This window comes from Bacillus sp. SN32 (assembly GCF_002837495.1).
Lineage (GTDB): Bacteria > Bacillota > Bacilli > Bacillales > Bacillaceae > Bacillus > Bacillus subtilis.
Genome location: NZ_PJCT01000001.1, coordinates 105282 through 123898, shown reverse-complemented (window position 1 = coordinate 123898; position 18617 = coordinate 105282). Strand labels below are relative to the sequence as shown.

Genomic DNA, 18617 nt, shown 5'->3' with positions numbered 1-18617 from the left:
AGCAGAGGAGAGCATAGTTATGAAAACAAAAGAGTTAGTCATTATGGCTCTGTTTGCCGCAATCGGCGCAGCGCTTCATTCCATTATTCCGCCCTTTTTAGGCGGCATGAAACCAGATATGATGCTGATCATGATGTTCATGGGCATTCTGCTGTTCCCGCGGGTGCAAAATGTACTCGTCATCGGGATCGTGACCGGAATCATTTCCGCGCTTACAACCGCGTTTCCAGCCGGACAGATCCCTAACATCATTGATAAACCCGTATCAGCGTTTCTGTTCTTCTCTCTGTTTCTCTTGTTCAGAAAGAGCCGGAAAACAGGTGCAGCCGCTGTGCTGACAGTGATCGGGACCATCTTATCAGGAATTGTGTTTCTATCGTCAGCTTTATTGATCGTCGGTTTGCCGGGCGGTTTCGCCGCATTGTTTGCGGCTGTTGTTCTGCCGGCCGCTGTGCTGAATACAATCTCAATGATCATTATTTATCCGATTGTGCAAACTATTTTAAGACGTTCGAGCTTTATGGAAGCTGCTAAATAATTGTCACACAAAACCTCTTCCGCTTCCGGGAGAGGTTTTTTTGAACAGAGCGCCCGCAGCATGTCAGCATGTTTTAAGCGAGGAGTTTTGTGAAAAAGATAAGACATAGTGTAAAGGCGGTTCCGGTTGAACAAACAAGCGCTTTCTGCCGGATAACCCTCTTGGGCGGATAAGAAGCAGCCTGGCTGAGAAGTCTGATATAGTAAACAGCGCCTGAAGCGAAGGCAAGTGTGATGCAGGATAATACAATCAAAAAGACAGACAACCTTCTCCCTCCTTTTCACTTAAAAAATATGCTAAAATAAAGCAAGCTATGTATAGAAGTTCAGGCTTTCAACAAAAATGAAAAATGCTGAATGAATCCTATTTTGAAGAAAAAGACGGGGTGATTGTAATGGCGAGCGGACGTTCTCTATTAACAGGACTATTCGTAGGCGGCATCATTGGAGGAGCAGCGGTTCTTCTTACTGCACCTTCCTCAGGAAAGCAGCTGCGTGAAAAAATGAAAACCAATTATGATTCTTTTGAAGAAACAATCAAACGCTTAAAGTCAGACGGGCTTGCATTAAAAGACCAGCTGATCAAAGCGGCAAAAGAAAGCACGGATGTTATTAAAGACGTGGGCGGCGAGCTCCAAACGTCAATTAAAAAATGGCAGGAAGATATCAAGCCTCACCAGCAGGATCTGCAAAAAGAAATTGCCGATATCGAAGAGAAAATCAGACAGCTGGAGAAAACCTTACAAAACTAATATCCTATTCAAAAGAAAAAAATGCGGGCCAAAATTGGACCCGTATTTTTTTTGACCGAAAAACCCTTTCGTCGCAATGGTTTGTGAATTTATTAAAAAATTCTTACATTTTCATCTTTATTAATCTTTATTTTATTGGCATAATAGAGAAAAAGAAAAAGAGAAGCAGGTGACGTAATGAATCGAGTGGAACCGCCCTATGATGTGAAAGAAGCTCTAGTCTTCACCCAGAAAATGGCTCAGCTTAGCAAGGCTCTTTGGAAATCAATCGAGAAGGATTGGCAGCAATGGCTCAAACCGTATGACCTGAATATTAATGAGCATCATATTTTATGGATTGCGTATCAATTGAATGGAGCTTCCATTTCTGAAATCGCGAAGTTCGGGGTCATGCACGTATCAACCGCATTCAACTTTTCAAAAAAGCTGGAAGAACGGGGATATTTAAGGTTCTCCAAACGGCTGAATGATAAACGGAACACATATGTCCAATTGACTGAGGAAGGTACCGAGGTATTCTGGAGCTTGCTTGAGGAATTTGATCCGACACGCAACGCTGTTTTTAAAGGGTCACAGCCTTTGTATCATTTATTCGGAAAATTTCCTGAAGTGGCAGAAATGATGTGTATGATACGCCATATCTACGGCGATGATTTTATGGAAATTTTCGAAACGTCACTCACCAATATTGACAATGACTTTGAAAGCGTAAACGGAAAACTGAAGAAAAAAGCAAAGGACAGTGCGGCGGATGAACCGGCTGAAGAGCTTGAACCTGTAAACAGTTAATCAAAATGCTTCATGATGTCGATAAAGACTTCCATCAGCTCTTGATAAAGCCCCTGCTCATACAGGGCAAAAATCGTTTCATGAACATCTAATTTTTCATTCAGCTGTCCGGCAAAAAGCGCAAGGAGCTTATCAAAGGTTACAAATCCTTGCGCTTTTTGTGTTGCCAGCTCTTCCGACAATTCATCGCATATCCTCATAACCGCTTCCCCTTCTTCCTTGCTCAGCCCTTTGTCAATGAGAAGCGCATAGAAGGGGTACCTGTCCATATCTACTGTTTTCACTAATAATTGTATGTAATATTCTAATCGCTCAATGCGATGATCCATCGAATCCATCCACACCACTTCTTTCTATCTTTAATCTTATTTTAGCTGATAATTCACTGAGAAGAAAGTTCTAACCCCATATTTCGCAGTTTGTTTGCTTGTTTCAAAAAAATACCTGCCGGATGATATTTTTTCTTAAAAAAGCATTGATTTTTTCTCTTGGGAGGAGTAAATTATTTTGAGATTCTATTCAAGATGTATGGAAGGATGACTTTGATGAATTGCTGGAAGACCATAAATCTCATGAAGGATTATGGCGCCGTTCGCATAATATTAACTGCTGTATGTTTTATGATTTTGGTTTTTATATCTACCTTTTTAGCTTTTGAGCTGCTGCGGCCTGGCACAAGCTTAAGCGATGAATATGTATCTTTATTCGGCGGTTTGCTCGTCGTTATTTTATTTGTACATAAAGTCATCCATGTCCTGCCAATCATCTGCAAAAAAAGAAAAATAGAAAAAAAGTTTTACATATTGCGCATGCGCACATGGAAACGTATACCAAAAACAACAATGCTGATTTCACTGGTAAGCCCGTTCTTGCTGATTACACCGGTATTGTTTTACGCAGCACTGGCATTTCCGAATCATGCTCATTATTTCTGCATGATCTCGGGCATTCACGCCGGCTACTGTCTGCCTGATTTCCTGCTGGCTCTCAAGCTGGTAAAAGCACCGAAAACCGCTTTTATTGATCAGGAAGCAGACGGCTTGGATATTCTTGTTGAAAAGTAGTCAAACCCTGGTGCTGATGGCGATTTTTCAATTTGCATTCTATCTTTTTTAATAAATATTTGGTAATGTAATATGGGACAGTTCAGAGAGAGGGGGAATCTCCCATCATTTTATTCTATTTTATCGTGGCTGCCGTGTTTATTTTATATTTCATAAACAGGCTCACCAATACATTATGCCTTGTCAGAGAGATTCCTGAAGAGCGGCAAGATAAGGTATTCCGATTTATTAATGTATCTATATTAATTTTACTGATCTCTTCGTTTGTGGAGATCTCCTTTACAGTGTAAATACGAAAGAAAGCATAGCTGCTGATTAAGCAGCTATGCTTTTTTATGTTGATTAGTACAGCCAAGAAGCGCCGATGATAATCAATAAAATAAATAACACAACCAATAAAGCGAATCCGCCTGCAAATACTTCACCCATCTTAAAAAGCACCTCCTGTAATAAGCTTTATTTACCAATTACATGTTATGCAATTCATGTTTGAAACGATTAGGCGCTAGTGAAAATAAAGGATCGCTTATGTTGCAAGCGATCCTCGGGCTGCTTAGTAGATGTAAGCTGCACCTACGATGATAAGCAAAATGAACAGTACTACGAGCAACGCGAATCCGTTAGAGTATCCTCCGCTCATGTTACATACCTCCTTTTCTTGATCAATATATAAGTATGTCATCAGCAAAAGTTTGACTAGACGAATGCCCTTTATTTAAAATCTTTTTACAGAAAGCCACAATATGTTATGATACGCATAGGTAATTTAATTTGGAATGATTAGGAGTGTTTGAAAACAATGAAGAAAATCGCAATAGCAGCTATCACTGCTACAAGCATCCTCGCTCTCAGTGCTTGCAGCAGCGGCGACAAAGAAGTTATCGCAAAAACAGACGCAGGCGATGTCACAAAAGGCGAGCTTTACACAAACATGAAGAAAACAGCTGGCGCAAGCGTACTGACACAGCTAGTGCAAGAAAAAGTATTGGACAAGAAGTATAAAGTTTCGGATAAAGAAATTGACAACAAGCTGAAAGAATACAAAACGCAGCTTGGCGATCAATATACTGCCCTCGAAAAGCAATATGGCAAGGATTACCTAAAAGAACAAGTAAAATATGAATTGCTGACACAAAAAGCGGCTAAAGATAACATCAAAGTAACAGACGCCGATATCAAAGAGTACTGGGAAGGCTTAAAAGGCAAAATCCGTGCAAGCCACATCCTTGTTGCTGATAAAAAGACAGCAGAAGAAGTAGAGAAAAAGCTGAAAAAAGGCGAGAAGTTTGAAGATCTTGCGAAAGAATACTCAACAGACAGCTCTGCTTCACAAGGCGGAGATCTAGGCTGGTTTGCAAAAGAAGGCCAAATGGACGAAACATTCAGCAAAGCTGCATTCAAATTAAAAACAGGTGAAGTCAGTGATCCTGTCAAAACGCAATACGGCTACCATATCATTAAAAAGACAGAAGAACGCGGCAAATACGATGATATGAAAAAAGAGCTGAAATCTGAAGTACTTGAACAAAAACTAAATGACAGCAATGCCGTTCAGGAAGCTGTTCAAAAAGTCATGAAGAAGGCTGACATCGAAGTAAAAGATAAAGATCTGAAAGACACATTTAATACATCTTCAACAAGCAACAGCACTTCTTCATCTTCAAGCAGTTCTAAGTAATAAAAAAGCTGTGCAGGCTCATTGAGCCGCACAGCTTTTTTTATGCGATGGAATGTTTTTGATTTTCTTCTTCATGCTGCTGAGAACTGCGGCGTTCTCGCTCCTTTTCCATCCTCTCCATATAAATCTGCCCTTCTTTTTCAATAAAAGCCTGGTCTACTTTTTCTTCCTCTTTGGCTGCCGCTACAAGTTTATATGCGCTGAAAATAATGCCTACAATACAAAGATACACCCACCACGGAAAAAATAACACGGGCTCCTCCCCCTTTGCATAGATTCTTTATTCTTAACCATATGCGGGAATGAGACGAGTTATGTGCGGGAAAGACGCATCAAAAAGGACTGAGCTGAATATGTCAGCATCAGTCCTTTTTAAGTTATTTATGAAATGTCGGTTTATAAAAGGAACGGTTTTCCAGTGCAAATACACGTTCAGTATACTCGCCAGGCTTCACGCGCTCAAGCGCTCTGTCCATCATATTCATTTTTGCATCCAGATTGTCTATATAGTGAAGAATTTCCGCTTCTTTCACCATCGGTGGTTTCGGGCTGCCCCATTCTGCTTTGCCGTGGTGACTCAAAATCAAATGCTGAAGAATTAACACCTCTTCAGAATCGATTTGAAGCTCCTCAGCCGCTTTTGAAAGCTCTGTCACCATGATGGAAATATGGCCGAGCAAATTGCCTTCAACCGTATATGAAGTGGAAACAGGGCCGGACAGCTCCTTCACTTTTCCAAGATCATGCAGGATGACACCGGCATAAAGCAGATCACGATCAAGAGACGGATATAAATCTGCTATTGCTTTCGCCAGGTTCAGCATAGAGACAACATGATACGCCAAACCTGAGACAAACTCATGGTGGTTTTTCGTAGCCGCCGGATAATCCATAAACTCAGCTTCGTGTTTTTTAACCAAAAACCTTGTGATTCGCTGGATATTCGGATTTTTCATTTCAAATATATATTGAGTGATGGTATCCATCATTTCATTTTTCGGAATCGGCGCGGTTTCTAAAAAATCATCAATATTGACGTTTTCTTGCTCGCTTACCGGTCTGATATTTCTTAGCTTCAGCTGGGTGCGTCCGCGATAATGGTGAACATCGCCGACGACCTTGACAATCGTCTGCGGCGCATAGGTCACTTCATCACTTTGCTTGGCATCCCACAGCTTCGCTTCAATATCGCCTGACTGGTCTTGCAGCATCAGCGTCAGAAACGGTTTTCCATTGCTTGCAATCCCTTTCGTCGAGGATTTAATCAATAGATACTGGTCCACCTGTTCGCCAACCTCATGTAGCATAATCCCTTTAGCCATTCTATTAAAGCTCCCTCCGTATCTTACATAATACCAGTATATCACATACCGATTTTCAGCTATAGAACCTCTTTTATGACACCAAATGGATGATTTGGCTGTTATGAAATGCATCTTTTACGTGCTCATGGCATGTAAAATACAAAATCTGCCTACCGCCTTCAGATAAATCATACAGAACATGTAATACACGTTTCAGCCTTTCCTGATCAAAATGAACAAAACTGTCGTCAAGCTGGAACGGTAGCTTTGACCCACCCTGGCGCGTAACGGCCAAAGCAAATCGGATCGCTGTATACAGCTGTTCACATGTCCCTTGTGACAGCTCTTCCGCATGATAGACAGTTCCATCGCGATGCATAACCATGATCGAATCATCCGTTTCGGAAAAATAAATGGTTTGGTAGTTTCCGTCAGTCAGAGGGCGGAAAAATTCTCCTGCCGTCTCCAGAAGGCGCGGAAGCTCGATTTTTTTATGCCGCTCCAATTTGTTTTTGATCACCTGTTTGACCATTTGTATGGAGGCCCATTTTTTAGCCGTTTCTTTCACACGTTCTTTTTGCATTTCGGTTTGAAGCTTGAGGTCTGACACCAATCCCGAGGCCTCTAATTGTTCCTGTTTGACTGAGAGCAGTGCGATTTGGCTGCGGAGCCGCTCGATCTCCTCAGTCAGCCGCTCTTTTCTTTCATTCTCAACAAATTGCTTATCTTTCAATTCAGAAAGCGTATTGGAATCTGCCAGTTCAAGTTCCTCCGGGTGTCCGCCTTGAAGCTGTGCGTTTACGTGATGAAGCTTGTTCTCCGTATCCTTCAATTGCCTGCTGATGTCGGCTATGGCAAAAAACGCATCTCTGTCTTTTGCAGCAGCCGCGGCAAATAACTGTTCGATCTGTGCGTGGAAATACTGTATTTCTTGCTCAAGTTCAAGCATCTGTTCCTTTGTATAATGAATATCTGTTTCAATTTCCTTTTTTTGCTTCTCAATTTCTTTTTCACGTTCAATGTTTTTCCGCAATGTGTGAAGGGCGTCCGAAATGGAGATATCCTGACTCTGATTCACGGGACGAAGCATACTGACGCGTTCTTCGAATGTTCTCCGGTGCTTTTTCAGCCTGCCTGCTTCAATGGTCAGCTCATGCTTTTTCTTCACTTCTTTTTTAACATCCTTCATTAAGCTGTATGCATCAAGCAAAAATGATGGATCTTCCTTAAATCCGAGCTCATTCATAAAACGCTCAACCTGTGTAAAGGACGGCGCCATTTCGGCTTCCCACTGTTCAAACTGCTGGATGACCCTTTCATACGCCGCCTCTTTTTGCTGGAGCGCTGCACGCTGTGTGAGAAGGTGCTGCTTATTGCGGTCATCCTCCCATAACGCTCCTCTAAGCATTTCAGCTTCTGCTGGTGAAATATCCGTCATGGGCTGTCTTGTCTCTCGGCTGTTTCGAAAAGACGGTTTTCCTGATACAAGCCAATACACAATAAGTGCAGCGCCGAAACTTATGGCGGGAATCCATTGCTGCAGCAGAGAAAAGAGAACGATGAACAACATACCAGCTGCAATGACAGTCTTTTTCTGTTTAGCCTGCTGTCTTTCAAAAAACGTTAGCTGTTCTCTGAGCTTCGCTTGCTCTTGGTGCTGCCCCTGTGTTTCATCATATGCTCTAAGAGCTGCTTCTTTATCTTTTCTTTGGCTGTTTTCAAGAATCGCGGACGAAGCGGCATGAACGGCCTTTTCCGCGTCTTCCAGCTCTTGCCGGGCAAGTTCAAACGTCTCGTCAAGCTGCCGTTTTCTGTCTCTTGCCTGTACATATTGCTGCACCGCTTGCTGAAGCTGCCATTCATAATCATATGAGGTGTTCATATTCAGGAGCTCATTTTCATCCGTTTTATTGAGCTGTTCCAGCCCTGCCGCTGTCTGCGCAGACGTCTGGCGCAGCTGTGCCTGAATGGCGGCCAGCTGTTCTCCCCAGGATTGGTACATATGAAACCCTGCCGAAAGCTCTTGTATCAGCGTTTCTTTCGCCAATAGTTCTTTATTGGGGATAAGCTTTTGCCTCTGTTTGTCCAACTCCGCCATCTTCACCCGAAGCGCCTCAAGCTGTGCTGATTTCGGGTGCAGATGGGATTCATATTTTTCCAGCTGATGCAGTCCGTCAGCAGGAAATTGTCCTGCATGTTCCGGAAATTCTGTAATCACCTGTTCGAGTGTCGCTTTTTCATTTAGCAATGGTTTTCGCTCAATCGCTCCCTCAATCATTCGGATATGTCCCGCCGTCTCTTTCAATTCGGTTTCCGCGGCTGCAAGGCGGGCTTCAAGCGTTCGTTTTTCCCCGAGAAGCTGATGATAGCCCGCTTCCTCTGCTTCAGCCTGTTTTAGCTTCACTGCCAGCTGCTTAAGCGTTTCCAGCTCCTGATTCAATTGAGGGTTTCGCCCATTTGGTTTATAGAGCCTTTCGCTTTCCTTCGTCAGCCTTGAATCAAGCTTTGATACGGCTTCAGCACCAAACAAGCTGGAAAAGAGCAAAAATTCCCCTATCTTATCCCGATTAAAGGCGTGAATTTCCTGCAGCCCGAATACGTCAAACGAATATATGGCTTTGTACAACGACCTGTCTGTGCCCTGGAACAGCTGCTTTAAAACATCTCCCTGCTTTACTTCGCCCTTTTCTGTGTACACGCTTAGTTTTTCGGCAGTCCCTTTCGTCCGTTCGATCTTCAGCACCCCATATTCAGGATGTTCAGCTTCAAGAACACCGCCGTAGACACCGCCTGTTTTCGGTTCATATTTTTTTGTTTTTGGAAAACCGAACAGCATACTTTCAATAAATGACATCATCGTCGTTTTTCCTGCCTCATTTAATCCGTAAATTACTTGGACAGGAGAGGCGGAAAAGTGAAAGGTCCGATTGGAAAATTTTCCATATTGGTAGATATGTAAAGATATAATTCGCAAAGCTGTCACCGCCTCATGTATCAAGCACCTTAAGCTGTTTTTTCAATAATATCTGTGCCTGCTCTTTTATTTCCTTTACTTCCTCTTGGCTAAACCGGTCCGCGTGCCTTCTATACACTGGATGCCGCTCAAGCCCTTCCAGCACGTCTGACAGATCGCTGCGATCAATGTCTTCAAATAAACCGCCAAAAAAAGGATCAAGGTTTGTTAGGTTTGCTTCGTTTTCTGTCTCATCGTCCAATCTAAGAGGCCAAACGAAAAGTTCCTCCTCCGCTTCTTGTTCCTGAAGAGCTTCAAGAAACTCATCCAAGGTGCCTTTTGGCGCCTCCAGCAGCCATTCCGGCGCCGTCCCTTGTAAAACAAGCCTTACACAAACAGGGCTCCCCTTTTTCCGCAGCTTCGAAAACGTGTTCTCCACCATTTGGAAGAGGGCGGTCATATTCTTTGCCTCCGTTACATCAACCGCCGCTTTTTCCCACAGGACATCATGCGCTCTCTGAAATTCATAAGATATATCTCCGTTTGTCACATGAACGAGATAATAGCCTTTATCTCCCGTCTCCTTCATATGGCGTGCTTGCGTGTTTCCCGGGTAAATGACTGCCGGATGCTCGGCAGATAGAACCTGGCGTTTATGTATATGGCCAAGCGCCCAATAATCCATCCCGCTTTTCACGAGGTCGTCATGTGTAAACGGGCAATACGGATCGTGTCCTTCAGATCCTGACAGCGTGCCGTGGAGCATGCCGATATGAAACGGTGCGTCAGTTGATCTCCGATAGCGGGCGGCTTGGTTTTCCGTCACTGCTCTGGCTTGATAGCTGAAGCCGTAAATGCTTGCTATGCGCCTGCCTTCTTTAAAAAACGATTTTTCTTCTGGAACAGCGGACGAAAAAATATGGACATTCTCAGGCCATTCAATCGGCGTCCACTCCCCGCCAAGATGATCGTGATTCCCAAAGATGACGTATACCGAAATTCCGCACTCTCTGAGTCTTTCAAACTGTTTTTTCAAAAAGAGCTGAGCCTTTAAGCTTCGATTGGCTTCATCAAACAGATCTCCCGCAAGTAAAATGAAATCAACGTGCTCTCTCACTGCGGCGTCTATCATATGTCTCACGCTTGCAAACGTGCTTTCTTTAATCCGGGCAAAAATCGGCTCCGGCAGATGCGATATCCCGTAAAACGGGCTGTCAAGATGAAGATCTGCCGCATGAATAAAGGTTAGATCAGTCAACATTCTGCTCCTTTCCAGGATGAAGTACCCTTATTTTAGCACCGAATTCTTACGAATGCACGTTCTGTCAATAAAGAAACAGCCTGAGAATCCCCAGGCTGTTTTCCAATCAGTTTTTCGCTAAACGAAGCGCTTGTTTGATCGCTTTGAACGCGCTTGAATTGCCGTAAATTAATACACCGCCTTTATAAATTCTGGCGCCGATAACGGCCAGTATGACAATGGTGAGCAGTGTGATTCCGATTCCGACAGCCGCCTGCCAGAACGGAATATCAAGCATGCCGACGCGCAGGAACATAATCATTGGCGTAAAGAACGGAATAAACGAAGTTACCGTAATAAATCCTGCGTCAGGCGCATTCAAACCGAACATCGCGATCATAAAACCGGCGACAACCAAAAGCGTCATCGGCGTGATCGTTTGCTGCACGTCCTCTATTCTGCTGACGACACTGCCGAGAAACGCGGCAAGTGTCGCGTACAAAAAGTATCCGAGCAAAAAGAAAATGACAGCATAGATGACAGTAGTTGCAGATACGTCGGTCAAATTAAGGAACCCGCCGACAGATGAAGCCGTTTCGCTCTTTTGGTTCAGCTTAAGCGACAGAGAGCCTGCTCCTATAATAATAGCAAGCTGTGTGATCCCGACAAGCCCGATACCAAGCAGCTTTGCAAACATTTGCTGGATCGGCGGCATACTTGAGATCAGGATTTCCATAACTCGCGAAGATTTTTCGGTTGCGACCTCCATCGCTATCATGCTGGCATACATAATCACCGAGAAATAAATGACGAACAGCATAATGTAAACAAGCCCTACCGTCTGGCCAAGCTCTTCCTCAGACTTTGCCCCTTCTTTCAGCGCCTTCTGCCCCACAGTAACAGGCGCATAAAGGCTGCTAATCGTTTCCTGCGACACGCCGAGCTCCGCTGTTCCGACAGCTGTTTTGGTTTGCGTCAGCGCCTGCTGCAGCGTTTGATACGTGCTTTCATCAGAAATCGTTAACGCTTTATATGTTCCTGAAATGGTCCCTTTTTCATCTCGTTTGATGATGAGCATGCCATCGAGTGATTCATCTTTGACTTGCTTTGTGACCTCATCCTCCGATTGCTTCGACAGCTTCACATCAAGATCGCCGTCTGTATCCACCGCTTTCAGCTGCTTAGAAAAAACCGGATATAATTCGTTTGTTTCATCAACAATGGCGATTTTTTCTTTCGCATCGTCACCTTGAAACAAAGAAATGATCGACTCCAGATTCGTTACAACTAAAACAAGCAGCACCGTGATGACAGTCGAAATAATAAAGGATTTTGCCATAATCTTATTTTTGTATGTATGAGAAAGCATGATCCAAAATTTATTCATAGACGGCCCCCACCTTTTCTATAAAAATATCATGCAGTGACGGCTCTTCAAGCTCAAACTTTCTGATAAACCCTTTTCCTTGGAGCATAGCAAAAATCTCTTGAGAAATGTCTTCATTGGCAATCTGCAGCTTGACGCCGTCTGCCGTTTCCTTCCATTGAAGAATGCCTTCATGGGACTGCAAAAAGCGCAGATCGTCATCGGAGTGAATGGTAACATTCTTTTTACCGAAAGAACGCTTGATCTCCTTCAGCTTGCCTTGTACAACCGGTTTTCCTTTCTGCAATATGCAAAGGTTCTCACAAAGCTCCTCCACATGTTCCATCCGATGGCTTGAAAATAAAATAGAAACGCCGCTGTTTTTCAGCGAGATCACAGCCTCTTTTAGCAGCTCAACATTGACAGGGTCCAGGCCGCTGAAAGGTTCATCAAGAATAAGCAGCTCCGGCTTATGCAAAACTGCCGAAATGAATTGGATTTTCTGCTGATTCCCCTTTGAAAGCTCTTCCACCTTCTTATTCTCGTAATCTGTAATATTGAAGCGTTCAAGCCATGTCCCGAGCTCTTTTACAGCCTCCCGCTTCTCCATCCCTTTTAATCTGGCAAGATAGACGAGCTGATCCCTTACCTTCATTTTCGGATAAAGGCCCCGCTCTTCCGGCAAATAACCGATTTTGTTGCTGATATGATAATTCACAGGACGGCCCTTCCAGCTGATTGAGCCCTCCGTAATGCTTAATAATCCTAGGATCATGCGAAACGTCGTTGTTTTTCCCGCTCCGTTTGCGCCTAATAAACCGAACATTTGCTGTTCCGGAATATCTAAGTCCAATCCGTCAACGGCTTTATAATCTCCAAATGTCTTCGTTACGTGATCAATTGTAAGCACTGAATCTCCTCCTTCCCTGACCCATTATATACTAATTTTGGATAAAGCATAATAAAGGATTTTGATTTCCTTTTTAGAATATAAATGAAGAAAGACTGATAAACCTTAAAATGGAGGAGAAACCTGATGGCTGATTATTTCCTTACCGTATTTGATCCTTCGGGGAACACGCTGGTAAACGAGCGATTCGAGGCAGAACATGAAGAAGCGGCAAAAACGCATGGTGAAGCCCTCTTAAAAGAAAAAGAGCTTCATAGTCATACTCATCGTTTAGTCAATGCAGCCGGAAAGCTGATTTTGTTTCACAGATGATCAGCTTTCCGGCTGATCTGTTACGCTTGAAACTTCGGCTCCCGTTTTTCTAAAAAGGCACGGATTCCTTCTTGGTGATCCTTGGTCATTCTCATTCTCTCTTGGGCGCTGCGCTCAAGGGATAGCACTTTTTTCAGTTCTTCAATCTGGAGGCTTTGAAAAATAGCTTTCGTTTCGATCATCGCCAAAAGAGGGGAGGCCAACAAGGTTTCGATAATGGGTCTTGCGCCTTCGGCAGGGTCTCCGGCAAATGTCCCATCAAGAAGCCCCATATCGGCAGCTTCCGAGGCAGATAGTTTTTTTCCGCTCCAAATCAGTTTTTTCGCTTTTGCTTCACCGATTCTTTTCTTCAGCAAATAATGTCCTCCGCCGTCCGGAACAAGCCCAATGCCGATAAAATTCATCGCGAGAACGGCGTTTTTTTCAGCGAGCACAATGTCCGCACAAAGCGCCAAACTCAGGCCCAGTCCCGCAGCAGCGCCATGAATGGCTGCAATTGTCACTTTCTTCATCTGATATAAATTCAGGGTGACAGCCTCAATCGTATCCATCAGCCGTTTAAATTGATCAGAGTCATGCTCTGATGTCATCATCCTGATATCACCGCCGGCCGAAAAGCCTTTCCCGCTTCCTCTCAGGAGAACGATGAGCGCCTCGCTTGCAGCCGCCATTTCGACTGCCTCCTTCAATTCAGACAGCATCTGTTCATTCAGGGCGTGATGGGCATCAGGCCGATTCAGGATAATCTCTGCAACGGCCCCATTACATGCATATTGAACAAACTCCATATGAAGCACCTCCATGTATGCGCTTGCTTTTTTCTTTCTCCTATACATTCCTCGCCATCCTCAAATAAACCTTTTTATTTTTCAAGGTCAATAGATACTGAAAAATGCATATTGTTTGAATGGAAACATAAAGTTTTATATAGTGAAAAAGAAGGGATATCTTGACGAGAAGGGAGGAAAGGAACATGGATAAATTGCTGATCAGTTTTCTGTTAAGTTTATTTATGGTGTACTTTCCCCCTTCGGACGTGGTTCTGCCTTCCCAGTTTGAAGCAAGCACTGACAGCTATGTGCCTATGTCCTCATATCCGCAGGAAACACAATCGGCAAAAACCCCGTCGCCGGGCAGCATGCACCCGGCTGAGCTGATCAAAGAGTACAGCCCGCTGGCACAGTCTGTCAGGCAGCTCTCTGTCAAACCACTTGACGAACCGCTGATAAACAGGCTGGAAAAGGCTTGGGCCGTCCCTGTCAAATACCAGTCTAATTACCTCCGAATATAATTTGCTCAAGTTTTATTTGTAACTCACCCCATACTGCCAACACTACATTCGGAGGGATTTTCATTGAATATTAAAGAAAACGATCTGCCGGGCATCGGCAAAAAGTTTGAAATCGAAACAAGAAGCCACGAAAAAATGACGATTATCATTCATGATGACGGAAGAAGGGAAATTTACCGGTTTAATGACCGGGACCCGGATGAGCTTCTTTCAAATATTTCATTGGATGATTCTGAAGCAAGGCAAATTGCAGCTATTCTCGGGGGCATGGTCTATAAACCGCAAGCTCTGGAGTCCATCGAAATGGCCTTCAGCGATCTTATTATTGAATGGTTTAAGGTCGAAAAAGGCGCCAAATCGATCGGGCGCACACTCGGAGAGCTTGATGTCCGCCAGAATTACGATGTCACTGTGATTGCCATTATCAAACACAACCAGGAAAAGCTCCTAAATCCCGGAGCCGATTCGATTATTGAAGAAAATGACACCCTTGTCCTCTCAGGTGAGAGAAAGCATCTGAAGAAACTGATTCACGATTTTCTTTCTGGAGAGGGCGTGTGAGCCCCGATGGACCATCTTGTATTTGAAGTCGGAACTGCACTTGTCCTTGTAGCAATCGCCAGTGTGATCGCCAATAAAATTAAATTTTCGATTATTCCGTTTCTGATTGTGCTGGGAATGCTTGTTGGACCGCACGCGCCGAAAATGGGGATTATTGATCTAACATTTATTCAAAGCAGTGAAATCATCGAGTTTTTCGGGCGAATGGGCGTACTGTTCCTCCTCTTCTATCTCGGACTCGAATTCTCTGTCGGGAAGTTAATCAAATCAGGAAAATCAATCGCGGTCGGCGGGACGATTTATATTTTGATTAACTTCAGCCTCGGACTGCTTTACGGGTTTATCACCGGATTTTCCTTTCTGGAAGTCCTCATCCTCGCAGGAGTCATCACAATCTCGTCAAGTGCGATTGTCGCAAAAGTGCTCGTTGATTTAAAAAGAACCGCCAACCCGGAAACCGAATTGATTCTCGGCATCATCATGTTTGAAGATATTTTCCTTGCCGTATATCTGTCCGTTGTTTCCGGCCTTATACTAGGTGATGCGACATCCGTAGGGAGTGCACTCTTGTCCATTTTGATCGCCTTCGGTTATATGCTGCTGTTTTTTATCGCAGCAAGAAAACTCCCGCCGCTGTTGAACAAACTGTTGGACATTCGCTCAAACGAAGTGTTTATTATCGTCATTTTCGCAGCACTCTTTTTTATCGCCGGGTTTTCCGAGACGATTCATGTAGCAGAAGCAATCGGCGCGCTGCTGCTCGGTTTGGTCTTTTCAGAAACAGAGCATTCCGATAGGATTGAACACCTCGTTGTTCCGTTTCGCGACTTCTTCGGTGCGATGTTCTTTTTCAGCTTCGGCCTCAGTATCGATCCGTTTTCGCTTGGTGAAGCGGTTTGGCTTGCGTTGGGTGCAGTGATTTTGACCATTCTGGGAAATTTTATCGCCGGAATGGTGGCAGGACGACGCGCAGGGCTTTCTCATAAGGCTTCATCGAATATCGGGCTGACGATCGTATCGCGGGGAGAATTTTCGATTATCGTTGCGAATCTCGGAATAGCCGGCGGACTGTCGGCCACATTAAAGCCGTTTGCCGCATTATATGTCCTCATTCTGGCGATTTTGGGACCGCTTGTCACAAAGGAATCAAAACGAATTTACCGCTTGCTGAACAAGGTATTTAAATGGAAGCCTGAGGTTCAGCCCGCAAAAAAACAGGGATAAAAAAAGCAGCACTGTAATCAGTGCTGCTTTGTCGTTTTTTCAAAAATCTGCTCTAAATATTTGATTTTTTCGTCCGTGTAGTGCTCGAAGCGCTCATTGTACGATTTCGGATCTTTCGGATTCGCAAAATGCGTAATTTTCCCTGTATCCCGATCAATAAATTTACTAGCAGCGCCGCAGCCGATGCCGATAATCGTCTGCACCTCTTCCATAATCATAATGTTGTAGATGCTTTCTTGTCCCGGCAAAGAGTATCCGACGTTTTCAAGGTTTCCAAGAATGTTTTTCTGGCGGTATAAATAATAAGGCACGTACCCATGCTCTTTCGTCCAGGCTACCGCGTCTTCCATCATTTGAGAAACCTCTTCCCTGCCGGCAACTTTGTACTTATGCTTGTTTCTCGTCATTTCTGACGCCCGTTTAAATGAAAGAGTATGAACGGTAAGGGATTCCGGCATCAGTTTTTCTGTTTCTGAAAGACTGTGCCTGAACTCCTTCACGCCTTCCCCAGGCAAACCAATAATCAAGTCCATGTTGATATTATTCATGCCGTGCTGGCGTGACAGATGATATTTCTCAATGGTCTCTTCAACCGTATGGTGCCGCCCGATCGCCTTTAGCGTTTCGTTTTCATAGGATTGCGGATTGATGCTGATCCGATCAATGTCATATTTGTTTAAAACGGCGAGTTTTTCTTCTGTAATCGTGTCAGGACGACCGGCCTCCACCGTAATCTCACGAATGTTTTTCACATCCGGGAAGGAGCGGACCATTTCTTCATACAGCAGATCCATCTCCTCCGCTGTAATGCTTGTCGGTGTCCCGCCGCCAAAGTAAATGGTTGTAACCTTAACATCATGCTCCTTCAGCCATTCACCGATTTTCTGCATTTCGTAATGCAGTCCCCATAGGAATGAGCCGACTCTGCCTGCCTGTCCTTGGATGGCGTACGCAGGGAATGTGCAATACGCGCATTTTGTCGGGCAGAACGGAATGCCGATATAAATGCTGACTTCATCCTTTACTCGGTACAAATCCGGAACTGCCGCCAGCTGACGGTCAACAATTTCCTGCATTAGCATGATTTTTTCATCATGAATTAAATAGTCTTTTTTCAACTCAGCATGCGCTTGCTCCTTGGACATTCCGTTTTGCAGTTTTTTATGAAGCAGCTTTGTGGGCCGGATTCCTGTGAGGATTCCCCACTTCTGCGTAATGCCCGTATACGCCTGAAGAAGATTGAGATACACATAAGAAATTGTGTTTTTCACTTGCTTAAAAGCTTCTTTTTCATTCATGCCGGGAGAAAAGAATTTTGTATGCTGTTCCTTTATGCCAGTTCCTTTCACTTCTCCCGAAACCGTCACATGCTCATCCGTTTGTGACAACGCTAAAGAAATGACAAAATCTGCGGGCTCCTCTCCGCCATACGCAAGCTCGCACTCTTCATAAAATAAATTTGCAATATTTTGAAGAGGCCGATGCAGGCGGTCATCATGTATGCCTTCTATTTTAATTTGCAATTTCATCACCTAATTTATCAGATTCAAAACTTTCTTTAGTGTACAGAAATAAACTGCTAAAATCAATCCGGCAAAAAAGCCGCCGCACCTGTCAGGGCGCGAGCGGCTTTTTTACACACGTTTCATGTGGAACTTATCAAGAAATCCTTTTCGCTGCTGCATTCGGAAATATTCCTTCATCATATAAGCGACACCTTGCTCGTCATTGGACCTTGTAACCCAATCTGCCTTTCTCTTAATTTCCGGAACGGCATTCCCCATCGCTACCCCAAGACCGGCAAGTTCGATCATCGGCAGATCGTCATACTGATGCCCAATGGCCACGACATCATCCATACTCAGGCCCAGCTCTGAAGCGACGAGGGCCAAACCCGCTTCCTTCGAGACACCTTTCGGGACGATATTCAGCTTCTCATCGTTTACGCGAATCACGTCCACCGCAGGGAAGGCTTTTGTAATTGTTTCTGTAATGTCATGCTGAATGTCGTGCTCCGTATACACCTCGATGACGGGTGCACTCACCGGCTCATCCATGAGGAGATCGCTTAATGATTCAACGAACTGGACTGGATAAAAGATCGGGTCAGACGGATGAATGAGTGCTTTCCCCAATAAATTTGAATTCACCTTTTTCTTGTTTCCGATGGAATACTTTTCGTGAAGAAGCCGAATATTACATTGATAGCTCTCCAGCACTTGAACAATGTTAAAGGTATGATCATCAGAAATTCTTTTTTCAAAAAACGGGGCGTCAATTTTCTCAGCGATATATGCCCCGCTATGGGTGATCAGCTTGGCATCAAGCTTTAGCGATTTCGCAATTTTCTGTGCTGAACGAAAATGACGGTTGGTCACGAGTGTGACGTAAATCCCTTTTTTCTTTACATATTCAATCGCGTCTTTCGTTGCCTGATGAATCTTCCCGTTCGACCGAAGCAGCGCTCCATCTATATTTAAGGCAAGCAATTGTTTTGACACAGAGATGTCCCCCTCCTTGATGACTGTACTTGTGTATAGGATATGACCCTGTCTCTGTGTTTAGAACAACCTTTTCTTAAAGCAAAAAAAGCCTGGCTCAGCAGACTTTATGTATGGCTTGTTGATAGGATACGA

General features: G+C 44.1%; 23 protein-coding genes. 10 read left to right on the top strand and 13 right to left on the bottom strand.

All coding sequences use genetic code 11. From position 1 onward, the window contains the following. Positions 1–19: 19 nt before the first annotated feature. A complete protein-coding gene (gene trpP / locus CW370_RS00745) occupies positions 20–538 on the top strand; it encodes a tryptophan transporter TrpP (RefSeq protein ID WP_003233236.1) in 519 nt (172 codons plus the stop codon). 73 nt (positions 539–611) lie between these two features. On the opposite strand, the gene CW370_RS00740 is transcribed toward trpP, so the two are convergent. Next, positions 612–803, bottom strand: coding sequence for a hypothetical protein (locus CW370_RS00740; RefSeq protein ID WP_024571664.1), 192 nt, complete (start codon positions 801–803; stop codon positions 612–614). 129 nt (positions 804–932) lie between these two features. On the opposite strand from CW370_RS00740, the gene CW370_RS00735 reads away from it, so the two are divergent. Then, a complete protein-coding gene (locus CW370_RS00735; RefSeq protein ID WP_024571665.1) occupies positions 933–1289 on the top strand; it encodes a YtxH domain-containing protein in 357 nt (118 codons plus the stop codon). Between the two features lie 177 nt (positions 1290–1466). Then, positions 1467–2078 (top strand): HTH-type transcriptional regulator Hpr, encoded by a 612-nt coding sequence (locus tag CW370_RS00730; protein ID WP_003239501.1) that lies wholly within the window; start codon positions 1467–1469, stop codon positions 2076–2078. On the opposite strand, the gene CW370_RS00725 is transcribed toward CW370_RS00730, so the two are convergent. Next, positions 2075–2416, bottom strand: coding sequence for a YhaI family protein (locus CW370_RS00725; protein WP_009966921.1), 342 nt, complete (start codon positions 2414–2416; stop codon positions 2075–2077). The genes CW370_RS00730 and CW370_RS00725 overlap by 4 nt on opposite strands. Before the next feature lie 207 nt (positions 2417–2623). Here CW370_RS00725 and CW370_RS00720 point away from each other — a divergent pair, with 207 nt between their 5' ends. Next, the gene (locus CW370_RS00720) at positions 2624–3142 is read left to right on the top strand and encodes a DUF3267 domain-containing protein (RefSeq protein ID WP_024571666.1); all 519 of its coding nucleotides are present in this window, start codon (positions 2624–2626) and stop codon (positions 3140–3142) included. A 107-nt stretch (positions 3143–3249) separates the two neighbouring features. Then, positions 3250–3432: a hypothetical protein gene (locus CW370_RS00715; RefSeq protein ID WP_024571667.1), complete on the top strand. Its 183-nt coding sequence runs from the start codon at positions 3250–3252 to the stop codon at positions 3430–3432. Positions 3433–3484: 52 nt separating this feature from the next. Here CW370_RS00715 and yhzE2 read toward each other — a convergent pair whose 3' ends face one another. Together yhzE2 and yhzE1 are read right to left on the bottom strand one after the other, a co-directional pair. Next, positions 3485–3571 (bottom strand): sporulation protein YhzE2, encoded by an 87-nt coding sequence (gene yhzE2, locus CW370_RS00710; RefSeq protein WP_003155248.1) that lies wholly within the window; start codon positions 3569–3571, stop codon positions 3485–3487. A gap of 124 nt (positions 3572–3695) precedes the next feature. Continuing rightward, positions 3696–3782: a sporulation protein YhzE1 gene (gene yhzE1 / locus CW370_RS00705; RefSeq protein WP_003327753.1), complete on the bottom strand. Its 87-nt coding sequence runs from the start codon at positions 3780–3782 to the stop codon at positions 3696–3698. 159 nt (positions 3783–3941) lie between these two features. Here yhzE1 and prsA point away from each other — a divergent pair, with 159 nt between their 5' ends. Continuing rightward, positions 3942–4820 carry a peptidylprolyl isomerase PrsA gene (gene prsA / locus CW370_RS00700; RefSeq protein ID WP_024571668.1) on the top strand — a complete coding sequence of 293 codons (879 nt, stop codon included), beginning with the start codon at positions 3942–3944 and terminating at the stop codon, positions 4818–4820. Positions 4821–4860: 40 nt separating this feature from the next. On the opposite strand, the gene yhaL is transcribed toward prsA, so the two are convergent. The 6 genes from yhaL to CW370_RS00670 form a co-directional block, all read right to left on the bottom strand. Next, positions 4861–5073: a sporulation protein YhaL gene (gene yhaL / locus CW370_RS00695; RefSeq protein ID WP_024571669.1), complete on the bottom strand. Its 213-nt coding sequence runs from the start codon at positions 5071–5073 to the stop codon at positions 4861–4863. Positions 5074–5197: 124 nt separating this feature from the next. Continuing rightward, positions 5198–6142 (bottom strand): 3'-5' exoribonuclease YhaM, encoded by a 945-nt coding sequence (gene yhaM, locus CW370_RS00690; protein WP_003245698.1) that lies wholly within the window; start codon positions 6140–6142, stop codon positions 5198–5200. 73 nt (positions 6143–6215) lie between these two features. After that, a complete protein-coding gene (gene sbcE, locus CW370_RS00685) occupies positions 6216–9107 on the bottom strand; it encodes a DNA repair/recombination ATPase SbcE (protein WP_080262589.1) in 2892 nt (963 codons plus the stop codon). A 4-nt stretch (positions 9108–9111) separates the two neighbouring features. After that, positions 9112–10338, bottom strand: coding sequence for a metallophosphoesterase family protein (locus CW370_RS00680; RefSeq protein WP_024571671.1), 1227 nt, complete (start codon positions 10336–10338; stop codon positions 9112–9114). 106 nt (positions 10339–10444) lie between these two features. Continuing rightward, a complete protein-coding gene (locus CW370_RS00675) occupies positions 10445–11704 on the bottom strand; it encodes an ABC transporter permease (protein WP_024571672.1) in 1260 nt (419 codons plus the stop codon). Continuing rightward, complete coding sequence (locus tag CW370_RS00670) at positions 11697–12593, bottom strand: ABC transporter ATP-binding protein (RefSeq protein WP_003233262.1); 897 nt, start codon at positions 12591–12593, stop codon at positions 11697–11699. The genes CW370_RS00675 and CW370_RS00670 overlap by 8 nt, the downstream gene beginning before the upstream one ends. Before the next feature lie 126 nt (positions 12594–12719). On the opposite strand from CW370_RS00670, the gene CW370_RS00665 reads away from it, so the two are divergent. Next, positions 12720–12905 (top strand): YhzD family protein, encoded by a 186-nt coding sequence (locus CW370_RS00665; RefSeq protein ID WP_015715596.1) that lies wholly within the window; start codon positions 12720–12722, stop codon positions 12903–12905. Between the two features lie 20 nt (positions 12906–12925). Here the strand turns inward: CW370_RS00665 and CW370_RS00660 are convergent, their stop codons facing one another. After that, entirely contained in the window at positions 12926–13693 is a 768-nt protein-coding gene (locus CW370_RS00660; RefSeq protein WP_024571673.1) for an enoyl-CoA hydratase, read from the bottom strand. A gap of 185 nt (positions 13694–13878) precedes the next feature. Here CW370_RS00660 and khtS point away from each other — a divergent pair, with 185 nt between their 5' ends. From khtS to khtU, 3 genes are all read left to right on the top strand, one after another. After that, entirely contained in the window at positions 13879–14196 is a 318-nt protein-coding gene (gene khtS, locus CW370_RS00655) for a K(+)/H(+) antiporter modulator KhtS (protein WP_015383234.1), read from the top strand. A 63-nt stretch (positions 14197–14259) separates the two neighbouring features. Further along, complete coding sequence (gene khtT / locus CW370_RS00650) at positions 14260–14757, top strand: K(+)/H(+) antiporter subunit KhtT (protein ID WP_003233269.1); 498 nt, start codon at positions 14260–14262, stop codon at positions 14755–14757. Positions 14758–14763: 6 nt separating this feature from the next. Beyond that, positions 14764–15981, top strand: coding sequence for a K(+)/H(+) antiporter subunit KhtU (gene khtU, locus CW370_RS00645; protein WP_003233272.1), 1218 nt, complete (start codon positions 14764–14766; stop codon positions 15979–15981). A 17-nt stretch (positions 15982–15998) separates the two neighbouring features. Here the strand turns inward: khtU and CW370_RS00640 are convergent, their stop codons facing one another. Together CW370_RS00640 and CW370_RS00635 are read right to left on the bottom strand one after the other, a co-directional pair. Continuing rightward, positions 15999–17504: a coproporphyrinogen III oxidase gene (locus CW370_RS00640; RefSeq protein ID WP_024571674.1), complete on the bottom strand. Its 1506-nt coding sequence runs from the start codon at positions 17502–17504 to the stop codon at positions 15999–16001. Positions 17505–17615: 111 nt separating this feature from the next. Then, a complete protein-coding gene (locus CW370_RS00635) occupies positions 17616–18482 on the bottom strand; it encodes a Cof-type HAD-IIB family hydrolase (protein WP_003233277.1) in 867 nt (288 codons plus the stop codon). Positions 18483–18617: the final 135 nt, after the last annotated feature.

Excerpts from the sequence above, each read along its gene's own strand:
- CW370_RS00735 (WP_024571665.1), top strand. The coding sequence starts at position 933 with ATGGCGAGCGGACGTTCTCTATTAACAGGACTATTCGTAGGCGGCATC.
- CW370_RS00680 (WP_024571671.1), bottom strand. The coding sequence starts at position 10,338 with ATGTTGACTGATCTAACCTTTATTCATGCGGCAGATCTTCATCTTGAC.
- yhzE2 (WP_003155248.1), bottom strand. The coding sequence starts at position 3,571 with ATGGGTGAAGTATTTGCAGGCGGATTCGCTTTATTGGTTGTGTTATTT.
- khtS (WP_015383234.1), top strand. The coding sequence starts at position 13,879 with ATGGATAAATTGCTGATCAGTTTTCTGTTAAGTTTATTTATGGTGTAC.
- CW370_RS00720 (WP_024571666.1), top strand. The coding sequence starts at position 2,624 with ATGAATTGCTGGAAGACCATAAATCTCATGAAGGATTATGGCGCCGTT.
- khtU (WP_003233272.1), top strand. The coding sequence starts at position 14,764 with ATGGACCATCTTGTATTTGAAGTCGGAACTGCACTTGTCCTTGTAGCA.
- yhaM (WP_003245698.1), bottom strand. The coding sequence starts at position 6,142 with ATGGCTAAAGGGATTATGCTACATGAGGTTGGCGAACAGGTGGACCAG.
- CW370_RS00665 (WP_015715596.1), top strand. The coding sequence starts at position 12,720 with ATGGCTGATTATTTCCTTACCGTATTTGATCCTTCGGGGAACACGCTG.
- yhzE1 (WP_003327753.1), bottom strand. The coding sequence starts at position 3,782 with ATGAGCGGAGGATACTCTAACGGATTCGCGTTGCTCGTAGTACTGTTC.
- CW370_RS00660 (WP_024571673.1), bottom strand. The coding sequence starts at position 13,693 with ATGGAGTTTGTTCAATATGCATGTAATGGGGCCGTTGCAGAGATTATC.
- CW370_RS00730 (WP_003239501.1), top strand. The coding sequence starts at position 1,467 with ATGAATCGAGTGGAACCGCCCTATGATGTGAAAGAAGCTCTAGTCTTC.
- CW370_RS00725 (WP_009966921.1), bottom strand. The coding sequence starts at position 2,416 with ATGGATTCGATGGATCATCGCATTGAGCGATTAGAATATTACATACAA.
- trpP (WP_003233236.1), top strand. The coding sequence starts at position 20 with ATGAAAACAAAAGAGTTAGTCATTATGGCTCTGTTTGCCGCAATCGGC.
- prsA (WP_024571668.1), top strand. The coding sequence starts at position 3,942 with ATGAAGAAAATCGCAATAGCAGCTATCACTGCTACAAGCATCCTCGCT.
- CW370_RS00675 (WP_024571672.1), bottom strand. The coding sequence starts at position 11,704 with ATGAATAAATTTTGGATCATGCTTTCTCATACATACAAAAATAAGATT.